The 9,249-nt window shown below is 57.6% G+C and carries 6 protein-coding genes; 5 read left to right on the forward strand and 1 reads right to left on the reverse strand.

Annotation, left to right across the window (positions count from 1 at the left end; translation table 11 throughout):
* The first annotated feature begins 10 nt into the window (after window positions 1–10).
* The 3 genes from VNM72_09585 to VNM72_09595 all read left to right on the forward strand — a co-directional run bounded on the left by VNM72_09585 (window position 11) and on the right by VNM72_09595 (window position 5,716).
* Window positions 11–3,676 (forward strand): TonB-dependent receptor, encoded by a 3,666-nt coding sequence (locus VNM72_09585; protein ID HXF05654.1) that lies wholly within the window; start codon window positions 11–13, stop codon window positions 3,674–3,676.
* A 131-nt stretch (window positions 3,677–3,807) separates the two neighbouring features.
* Entirely contained in the window at window positions 3,808–4,515 is a 708-nt protein-coding gene (locus VNM72_09590; GenBank protein ID HXF05655.1) for a hypothetical protein, read from the forward strand.
* A gap of 439 nt (window positions 4,516–4,954) precedes the next feature.
* Complete coding sequence (locus VNM72_09595) at window positions 4,955–5,716, forward strand: hypothetical protein (GenBank protein HXF05656.1); 762 nt, start codon at window positions 4,955–4,957, stop codon at window positions 5,714–5,716.
* 315 nt (window positions 5,717–6,031) lie between these two features.
* Here VNM72_09595 and VNM72_09600 read toward each other — a convergent pair whose 3' ends face one another.
* The gene (locus VNM72_09600; GenBank protein HXF05657.1) at window positions 6,032–6,178 is read right to left on the reverse strand and encodes a hypothetical protein; all 147 of its coding nucleotides are present in this window, start codon (window positions 6,176–6,178) and stop codon (window positions 6,032–6,034) included.
* Between the two features lie 246 nt (window positions 6,179–6,424).
* Between VNM72_09600 and VNM72_09605 the strand changes: the two genes are divergently transcribed.
* Window positions 6,425–7,816 carry a TolC family protein gene (locus tag VNM72_09605; protein HXF05658.1) on the forward strand — a complete coding sequence of 464 codons (1,392 nt, stop codon included), beginning with the start codon at window positions 6,425–6,427 and terminating at the stop codon, window positions 7,814–7,816.
* Window positions 7,817–7,904: 88 nt separating this feature from the next.
* Window positions 7,905–9,249 (forward strand): efflux RND transporter periplasmic adaptor subunit (locus tag VNM72_09610; protein ID HXF05659.1); only part of this gene is annotated, 1,345 nt, incomplete at its 3' end.

Genomic DNA, 9,249 nt, shown 5'->3' on the forward strand with positions numbered 1-9,249 from the left:
GCATCGGACTATGAAACGAGTGCTTGTTGGAGTGAGCGTTTATTTCATCATCTGGAGTGTCAGCTCAGGTTGGGGGCGAGCGTCCTCTCCTCAAGTTCCGATCTCCGGTCGCGTCGTGGGGACGATTCGCAACGAAGCGGGTGTGCCGCAATCGGGGATCACCGTCACGCTCACCTTCAAGGGGCGCCCGGGAGCGCCTCCTCCCCCGACGCCCATCGTCAGGCAGGCGGTGTCCCAGCGGGATGGACTCTTTTGGATTGATCAAGTTGAGCCCGGAGTTTATGACGTAACGGTGGGACCGCCGGGAGAGCAGACCACCCGCGCAGCCGAGGAAGTTTACCAGGGAGCCACACTTGAAATCGAAGTCCTGACCGCGAAGGCGAAGGTCGTGGAAATCATTGTCGGCAAGAAATCGCGCATCGCGGCGACGGCCGATGTTCCGATCACCGATACACTCAAGGCGAAAGTCGTCACGCTCGTTGAATTTCAACTGGGAGGTGGGGCACGCGAACCCATCGTTAACACCGTGGACCCAGCTCTTGGGCGTTCGCTCGATCCTCGCTCTATTATCGGATTGCCCCTCAAAGGCCGGAACTATCTCGATCTTCTATTGCTTGAGCCTGGAGTCGTCGAAGGCAATGGGGGCGAGGGGTTCGGTTCGGTCAATGGCGGACGGGCGACAGCGCAAAACTACACTCTTGATGGGACGGAAAACACCGACACCGATATCGCCTTGCCTTCGCTTTTCGAGAACGGCGCCATTGCGCTCGATGCCATTCAGGATTTTCGCGTCATTCGCTCCAATGCCAACGCGGAGTTCGGGCGCAATTCGGGAGGACAGGTGAGCCTGTTCATCAAGCGGGGTAGTCATGAGGTTCATGGATCGGTCTATGAGTTTTTCAGCAATGACCATCTCAATGCCCGTGACTTTTTCGATCGCGATCCGGTCTTTGCCCGTCGGGGATTTAAACCGCCGCTCACCCGCCATCAGTTTGGAGCGACCCTGGGTGGACCGCTGGCCCGGCGAGGACACTTCTTTTTCGCCAACTACGGAGGGTATCGAAATCGCGAGGGGCTACCGCGTCACCCCCGCGTCCCAACGGCCAGTTTGCGGCAGGAATTGGCGAGCACCTTCGAGTTCGTTGATTTCGATCCCCGCACGGGATTGCCGATCGGGACGGCGCCGAGTCCTCTTCTCGTCGCTCTGTTCCTTCGCGGTTATCCGCTGCCCACGCGCGAGCTTCCCGTGACGGGTCACAGATTCTTTCCCATTGGCCTTCAGACCAGGACGCGCGCCCTTCAAGCCTCGCCCGATGTCGGCGTCTTTGATACAACGGTTCCGTTGATCGAGACCACCGATAGTTTCATCCTGCGAACGGATCATGAGCTGGGCCGTAAAAACCGCCTGCACGTCAGGTACGCGGTGAGCGATGGGACGGTGAGCGTCGTGGGCAACGGCCTTGCGGGAACTGGGGCGGGGAAGGACTTCCGCCCGCAAAATGTCTCTCTTGTTGATACCCATGTGTTCAACAGCACCATGTCGAATGAGGTTCGCTTTGGCTTCAGTCGCAACCGCGTGCTCTTTCCCACGGCCACGACCCCGCCGGAGATCCAGCAGTTGGCCCGTCTCCGGCTCAGTGATGTGATTCCGCAGCTACCCACGCTGCCGCTGACCTTCGCCCAGGTCTACCGGGATATCGGCTTTGGCCCGGACAACAGCTCAGCCACCGGGTTTCCCCACATCGTCTTTGAAACGGGGCGATTCGCGGATTTCGGGGTCGAGGCGGCGTCGTTTCCTCAGGGGCGTGCCCGAAACACGTTTCAATTCGGTGACACCTTTTCTCTGGTGCGAGGGCGTCACGCCATCCGCACGGGGTTCGACATCCGTCGGTTGCAGCAAAACTCAATCTCGGGATTCAATCTCCGTCCGACCATCATCATTCCGGATGTCTCGGTGGAAAGCCTCTTCGTAGACCGGGTGATCGGAGGCCGACAGAACTTCTTCCTCACACGGGACGGACAGCCGAACGGGCCAATCCTTCGCGGGTTGAGAAGCACCGAGTGGGGATTTTTCTTTCAGGATACGGTGAAGGTTGCACCCCGGGTGACGCTCGACCTCGGTCTGCGGTACGAGGTGTTTGGTCGTGAACGCGAAGTCCAGAATTTTCTCTCGCGCGCTGTCAGTTACACCTTCACTCCGTTTAGCCCATTGGCGACGGTCTCACCGTCCTTCGCCGTGCGCGCGCTCGGACCGGACGTGGGATTCACCGTGAGAAATGGTGACAAAAATGATTTTGGCCCCCGCCTCGGTTTGGCCTGGGACATGCTCGGCACTGGCCGATTGGTCCTGCGGGGGGCCTACGGCATTTATTACGACCACATTCAAGGGAGCACGATCTTCCCCACACAGGTGAATCCTCCGGGCGTACTCGGTTTCGTCATTCCGATGGAGGTATCTGGCGAAGGCGAGTTGCGCCGGGATACGCGAATTGGAGAGATCCCGGTCCCCCGCAGTCGTGATGGATTCGTTCGACCCTGCCAGCTCACGGCCGGAGCCACGGGTTTCCTCGATGCTACTGGGAGGTGTGTTGCGATTCCGATGCCGGTAGCCATTATTGATCCGAACCTTCGTGACCCCTACACAGGACGATGGTCGCTGACATTGGCCGGGCAGATTCATCGGGGCTGGAGTGTCGAGGTGAGCTATGTCGGTTCGAAAGGCACAAAGCTCACGCGCGCCCGAATGATTAATCTCGGCCCCTTCCTGGAGGAACCGTTCCTGGAACGGTTTTTCGGTCGGCGACGTCCGAATCTCAACTTTGGCGAGATCTGGGTCCAGGAATCATCCGCCTCCTCCATTTATCACGGGCTCCAACTGGAAGTGCAGCACAGCATGCGGAGAGGGCTTATGCTCCGGGCGGCTTATACCTTCAGCAAGTCGCTCGATGACGCCTCGAGTAATATTCGAGATGCCGGACGGGGTGGAAGCATCTTTCCGCAAAATTCCTTTGATCTTGTGGGAGAGCGGGGTCTTTCGGCGTTTCATACGGCCCACCGGCTGGTCATCTCTTATCTCTACGACCTTCCCTTTGGACCGGGGAAGCCGGTGCTCGGGTCGTTAAAGGGTTGGCCGGCCCGTCTCATCGGCGATTGGGCGATCAGCGGGATCACCGTCTTTCAAACGGGTTTCCCTTTGACGCTGCTCGCCGGTCTCGATGTCAACGCCGACGGCGTACTCAATGATCGTCCGGTGGTCGTCGGGCCGCTGTCGGCGTTGCGCGTATCCGGGCGGCAGAGTGGCGAGAAAACCCGCTACTTCGGTGATCCGGTAGGGATCGTGAGTCCGGGTCGGGATGAACGTCTTGACCCATTCAACCCACCACCCTTTTATTCGCGGAATTTGTTGCGTCCGTTCGATCCGCGAATTCTCGCTCCGCGCAGTAGCTTCATCGGTCCGGGGAGAAATAAGTTCGATCTGGCCGTACGAAAGTTCGTCCGACTCGACCGTCTGCGTCCGGGATTGAATGCGGAGTTCCGGGCGGAGTTCTTCAACCTCTTCAATCACCCCAATTTCGGCGATCCCGATGTCGTCATCACATCGCCTCAGTTCGGCGAGATCACGGCAACGACGACCGGCGGGCGCTTCATCCAGTTTGCCCTGCGGATTCAGTTTTGAGCCGACGGAATCTAATGGCGGTCTGGAGTGTGGCTCCGGTCAGTGACTCACGGAGCCGGACGGTAGTCTCAACGTGTTGTTGACATTCACGATCAAAAACGATATATAAGCGGGCCGACGTGGAGGCTTCGATGACAGGTCTCGCAACCTATATCTACTGTGATCGCTTCCACGAGTCCAAGTCGGTTTTGATCTGCGCGTTCCGTTGTCCCTACTGGCGGGGATGTAAGGATTGGGCTGGGGCGCTGGCCGGAGAGAAGAAGGAGATGATCGTCACGGAAGTCACCGAGTACGCCACCCGCAAAGGTCTCGCGGTCAATGCCGAGATCTGGGATCCGCTGGGTGCGGCCAAACGTCGGCGCAAACGAGCCACGGCAGCTCCAGCTCTGACTGTCCCCGATAGCGGTGCGCGCGGGACCTCATCGGATGCTGCTCAGTCGGTCGGCCGGTCGGGAGACGGCAGCCCATCGCGCCGCACCGTCCGGCGAGCATCGTCAGAGGTGCACTCCCCACGAGGAAAGCACATCATGGTGAACGAGGAAAAGCTGACAGAGAGGAGACACAACCTGACACCGAGCCCCCGGGACATTGGAAGCAGGGTAAAACCGGCGGCCAAGCGCAAACGAACGACAGCGCGAGGGACTGGCCGGGCGAAGAACCCCGCTGCCTCCAGCACCGTCTATCTTATCCTGGAGAAAAATGGGCGCTACCGGGAAGTGAAGAGCGAAGAAGAAATGAAGCGGATTGCCCTTGAGATTGCCGGCAAGGGGAAGAAAGGAGTGCGTTTTGCCCGGGCGACGCTGCTTGAAGCAGAGGTCACCTTCCGCCCGGCTCGCTGACAAGCCCGGGGAGCGAATCGCCAAGCGGATCGGGTTCAACGCTCCTGAGGGGCGTGGTCATATTCTTGAGGAGAGGGCAACCATCCCCCTGTACGGCACCTGTAGCGCCGGCTTTCGAGCCTCCCCTTTTTCGCAGACGGGAAAGTTCGTACCCCATTTGTGTGAGAGTTGGAACTCATGTAAGGCTCCTGCCGGGCTAACTTCAGGTGAAACGACTGGCGAGCGTTTTTCCCCGTTTTGATCTTCACTCAATGGGTGAGATGACCCGTGGGTCGGAGAAGTCAGATCCGGCGCAGGGCATACGTGCTGGCGTGCAAGTGGCTCTTTCGTAATTCCTTAGACCGCCATATTCTCCGCCTCAGAGGACAGTTTGAGATGTTTCGGCACAATCTTTGCAACCGTCTTCGCGTGTTAAATCAACACGACGAAGGAGGCGATTATGAAAAATCTCATTACGCTCGGTGCCATCGTAATGCTTCTGTTTTTAGCCTGGGCGGGTCACGTCAACGGTCAAGTGATGAATGGGATGGGACCAGTCAGGCTCGATAATCAGACTGTCGCCGTTGGTCCTGATGGAACGATATACGTCGTGACCTCGCCTCTGCAACGGGGGATGGGACGCGAGTGGAGACAGGCCGTTCTCCTTGCCGTTGATCCCGTGACAAACGGGATTAAGTGGAGATTCTCCCTCGATGACGAAGACAGGGCGGCTTCTTCCCTGGTTGTCGGCAAGGATGGTACGGTTTATTTCACACTCACCGAAATGATGGTGATGGATTCCCCCTGGGAAGATTCCACCCAGGTGCGGAAGGCCGAGCTTTTGGCTGTGAAGAACGGCTTGCTCAAATGGAAATATGAGTTTGACGACGTGATTGCTTCGGAGCCCGTCCTCAATCCGAGCGGGGATGTGGTCTTTGTGACAACGACGGAGCTATTGTTCACCCCAATGCCTGGCATGGGCTCGCTCGGTCGCTCCCGGTTTCTGGCACTGGCGGATCGCGGGACGACGGCGGAACGAGTGGCCTTTCTTGATCTCGGTGTCGGTCGCGTTTCGGCTCCGGTGGTCGGGCCGTATCCATCAACGTCGTGGGCCATCTTTATCACGGGGGAGGCGTTCATGGCCCCGATGGGAGCGGGTCAGGCGACAACGCTCTTTATCATTTCGCCCGACTACCGGCTGACGACGCTTCGACTTCGCTAAGCTTGAGGCTCGAGAGGAAGGATGTCCGACCCTTGCGCCGGCGGGAGACACGGAGAGTCGGGAGCTAGCTCCTTGCCCTGAAGTTTGACTGGTTGACAGGCCCTCGGTTAGAATGCCGCAAGCACCTTATGACGCGGGCGATCGCAATGATCTTCGTCGCGCTACTGCTCGTAGTGGAGACGGGCAGGGCAGCGGTGCTCTGTCTCAAGCAGATCTGCCTTATGCGTCCTCGCGTCTGCTGCTGTCGCGTCCACGCCGATGAGGTGCCGAGACGGGCTCTTACAGCCGAGCGGAGATGTCACACTCAACCGGCCCTCATTTCGGGAGCGCAAGATCATTCATGCTGCCTTCGTTCACCATCCCCGATGTCACAGCCTGGCGAAGTAGCGGGAAGATCAACTGGTTCCATCCCATTGGTGACAGAGCAATCCGAATGGTCGCCCGACTGGCCGGAGCCGCCACCCGACTCCCTTCTTCCCGGCCGTTACAGCTATTCTTCAGCGTTTGACAGCTCCGGCACCTTTCTCAGAATCGCTGTTCTTCTGATTTGAAGTCCCCTCCGCTTGTCCTGTTTCTCATCGGGTGAGTCGTCACCTTCGATCACCCGCCAAGTTAACCCTCTCAACCGATTCAATGAGGGACCCGGTATGATCGGGCTCGCAGTCTCTGTCTGCCGGCACAAAGCGAAACGGGGATCAAGAGGAGGGGATGATGCGAAGACTTCTGGCACTTTCTCTTAGCGTGTGGGTATCCGTTCCTGTCTGGGGGCAGTCAAGTTGTGGACCGCAGATTCTCGATTGTCGTGCAACTTCAAGCAACCGTCGGCTGTCGCCGGTCCTCAACGGGCAGCAAGAGAGTTCGTGGGTTGCCGATTCTGGCATAAGCGGCAACTTCACGGTTCACGAGCAGCGAGCAGACCAACCCGTGATACTGGAGGAGCTTGTTCAAGAAGCACTGGAGAACAACCGAGAAATTCTCGCTGCCCGACGGCGATATGATGCCAGGCAAGCCCGTATCCCCCAGGAAGGTGCACCGCCCGAACCAATGCTCTCAATCGGTTCGATGGGGAATCTCTTGCCCTTCTCGATACAACGCGGGGACCCGTCGAGTGCGCGGATTGTCAGTTTCTCCCAAGAGATTCCTTTTCCCGGCAAGCTCTCCCTTCAAAGCAAGGTCGCCTGGGCGGACGCACAAGCCGAACTATGGGATTATGAACTCGTTCGACGTCGCGTCATTGCCGAACTGAAGACCGCATACTATGACCTTTATTTCGTTGAAAAATCACTTGAAAGTGTCGGCAAAACGAAGGACCTGCTTCAACAGGTTCTCAAAATTGCCGAGGCCCGCTATCAGGTGGGGAAAGCTGCGCAGCAGGACGTGCTCAAAGCTCAGACGGAAATCTCGATCCTGCTCGAGCGATTAGCGGTTTTAGAGCGGCAGCGGGCGACGACGGTTGCACGAATCAACTCGATCCTCTACCGCCCGCCGGACACCCCCTTAGGGAGACCGACTGAGGTGCGCAAGAGTGAATTCCCTTACTCGTTGGAGCAGCTTTATCAACTGGCTCTCCAGCGGTACCCGGAGTTGAGAAAGCAGGAGAGGATCATTGACCGGAGTCAGTACGCCGTCTCCCTGATGAGGAAGGAGTTTTACCCCGATTTTGGCGTCACCTTCCAGTATCTCCAGCGTCCGGCGATGCCAGAGATGTGGGGACTGATGGTGAATGTGAAAATCCCACTCTACTTCTGGAAGAGGCAACGACCAGCTCTGGAAGAAGCGGCGTCGGAGCTGGCTGCTGCCAAACAGACTCACGAACGGATTGCGGCGCAACTCCTTTTCCAGATCAAAGACCAATACCTGATGGCGACGACGGCCGAGCGACTCTTGCGACTGTATGGAGAAGGGATTATTCCACAGGCAACATTGACGCTGGAGTCCTCGGTGGCTTCCTATCAGGTGGGAACGGTGGACTTTCTCACGCTCCTCACCAATGTGATGACCGTCCTCACCTACGAACTGAACTATTACGAGCAACTGGCAACCTTCCAGAAATCGCTGGCTCAACTTGAACCATTGGTCGGTGTGGAGCTTGCTCGATGATTCTCAGCACACAGGGCGCAGACTTTCGAGTCTGCGGTCGTGCATAAACTCGAAAGCTTACACCACGTTTTCGGAGGAGATGGGGGCAATGGAAAAAAAGAGGATGAGAGATGATCGGCGGGGACTGTCCCGGTATATTGTCGTCCTGCTTCTCGTAATCGGGGCCGGCGTGGTCGGTTACAGCTTTCGGCAGGAGGTGAAGAAAACGCTGTTCAAACTGGGGGACCGAGCGCAGGAGTCACCCCAGGAGGTATACTATTGCCCGATGCACCCGCAGTACCGATCCGATAGACCCGGAGAGTGTCCTGTGTGCAATATGGCGCTGGTGAAACTCGACCCGGCTCAACCGGCTTCGGAGGCTGCACCGTCCGAGCGGCGCATTCTCTACTGGCAGGACCCGATGCACCCCGATTATAAATCCGATAAGCCCGGCAAAGCACCGGATTGCGGGATGGACCTGGTGCCGGTTTATGCCGATGAGGCTACGAGTGCAGGAAGTTTCCCACCGGGAACCGTCCGGATCAGCCCTCAGAAACAACAGCTCATCGGCATCACAACTGGCGAAGTGGCAACGGTTCCTCTCGCACAGACGATTCGGACGGTTGGTAAAGTCACCTACGATGAAACCAGGATCACCCGTATTCACCCGAAGATTGAGGGATGGATCGAAAAAGTCTTTGTTGATTACACGGGGAAGTTCGTACGGAAAGGGGAGCCTCTCGTCAGTCTCTATAGTCCCGAATTAGTGGCTACCCAGCAGGAGTATCTTCTGGCGCTTCGAGCCCGAGCATATCTCGGAAGAAGCTCGGTTCGGGAGATCGTCGAGAATTCGCTGTCTCTTCACGAAGCCAGCAAAAAGCGCCTGCTTCTTTGGGATATTTCCGAGGAGGAGATTCGTGAGATTGAGAGACGGGGAGAGCCGCTGAAGGCTCTCACGATCTATGCTCCGAGTGAAGGGTATGTCTTGAGTCGCAATGCTTATGAGCGTCAGCGGGTGACGCCCGAAACGGAGCTTTACACCATTGCTGATCTCTCAACCGTGTGGGTACTGGCTGACATCTACGAGTACGAAGCACCGATGGTGAAAATCGGGCAAACGGGTGTGCTGACACTGCCTTACTACCCCGGGAAGACCTTCAGAGGGACGGTGACCTATATCTATCCACAGGTGGATAACGTCACGCGAACGGTGAAAATTCGACTGGAATTTCCCAATCCTGGGCTTCTGCTCAAACCGGACATGTACGTAAATGTTGAACTGCGCGTTGACTATGGGCGACGTGTGGCCGTTCCGGAGGAGGCTGTTCTGGATTCGGGGGAAAAACAGATCGTTTTCGTGGCCCATGAAGGAGGATATTTCGAACCGCGCCGCGTTACACTGGGTCAAAAGGTCGGCAATTTTTTCATCGTGCTCGATGGGCTCAAGCCGGGGG

The sequence above is a fragment of the Blastocatellia bacterium genome, from assembly GCA_035573895.1.
Classification (GTDB): Bacteria; Acidobacteriota; Blastocatellia; order HR10; family HR10; genus DATLZR01.

Excerpts from the sequence above, each read along its gene's own strand:
- VNM72_09590 (HXF05655.1), top strand. The coding sequence starts at position 3,808 with ATGACAGGTCTCGCAACCTATATCTACTGTGATCGCTTCCACGAGTCC.
- VNM72_09595 (HXF05656.1), top strand. The coding sequence starts at position 4,955 with ATGAAAAATCTCATTACGCTCGGTGCCATCGTAATGCTTCTGTTTTTA.
- VNM72_09605 (HXF05658.1), top strand. The coding sequence starts at position 6,425 with ATGATGCGAAGACTTCTGGCACTTTCTCTTAGCGTGTGGGTATCCGTT.
- VNM72_09585 (HXF05654.1), top strand. The coding sequence starts at position 11 with ATGAAACGAGTGCTTGTTGGAGTGAGCGTTTATTTCATCATCTGGAGT.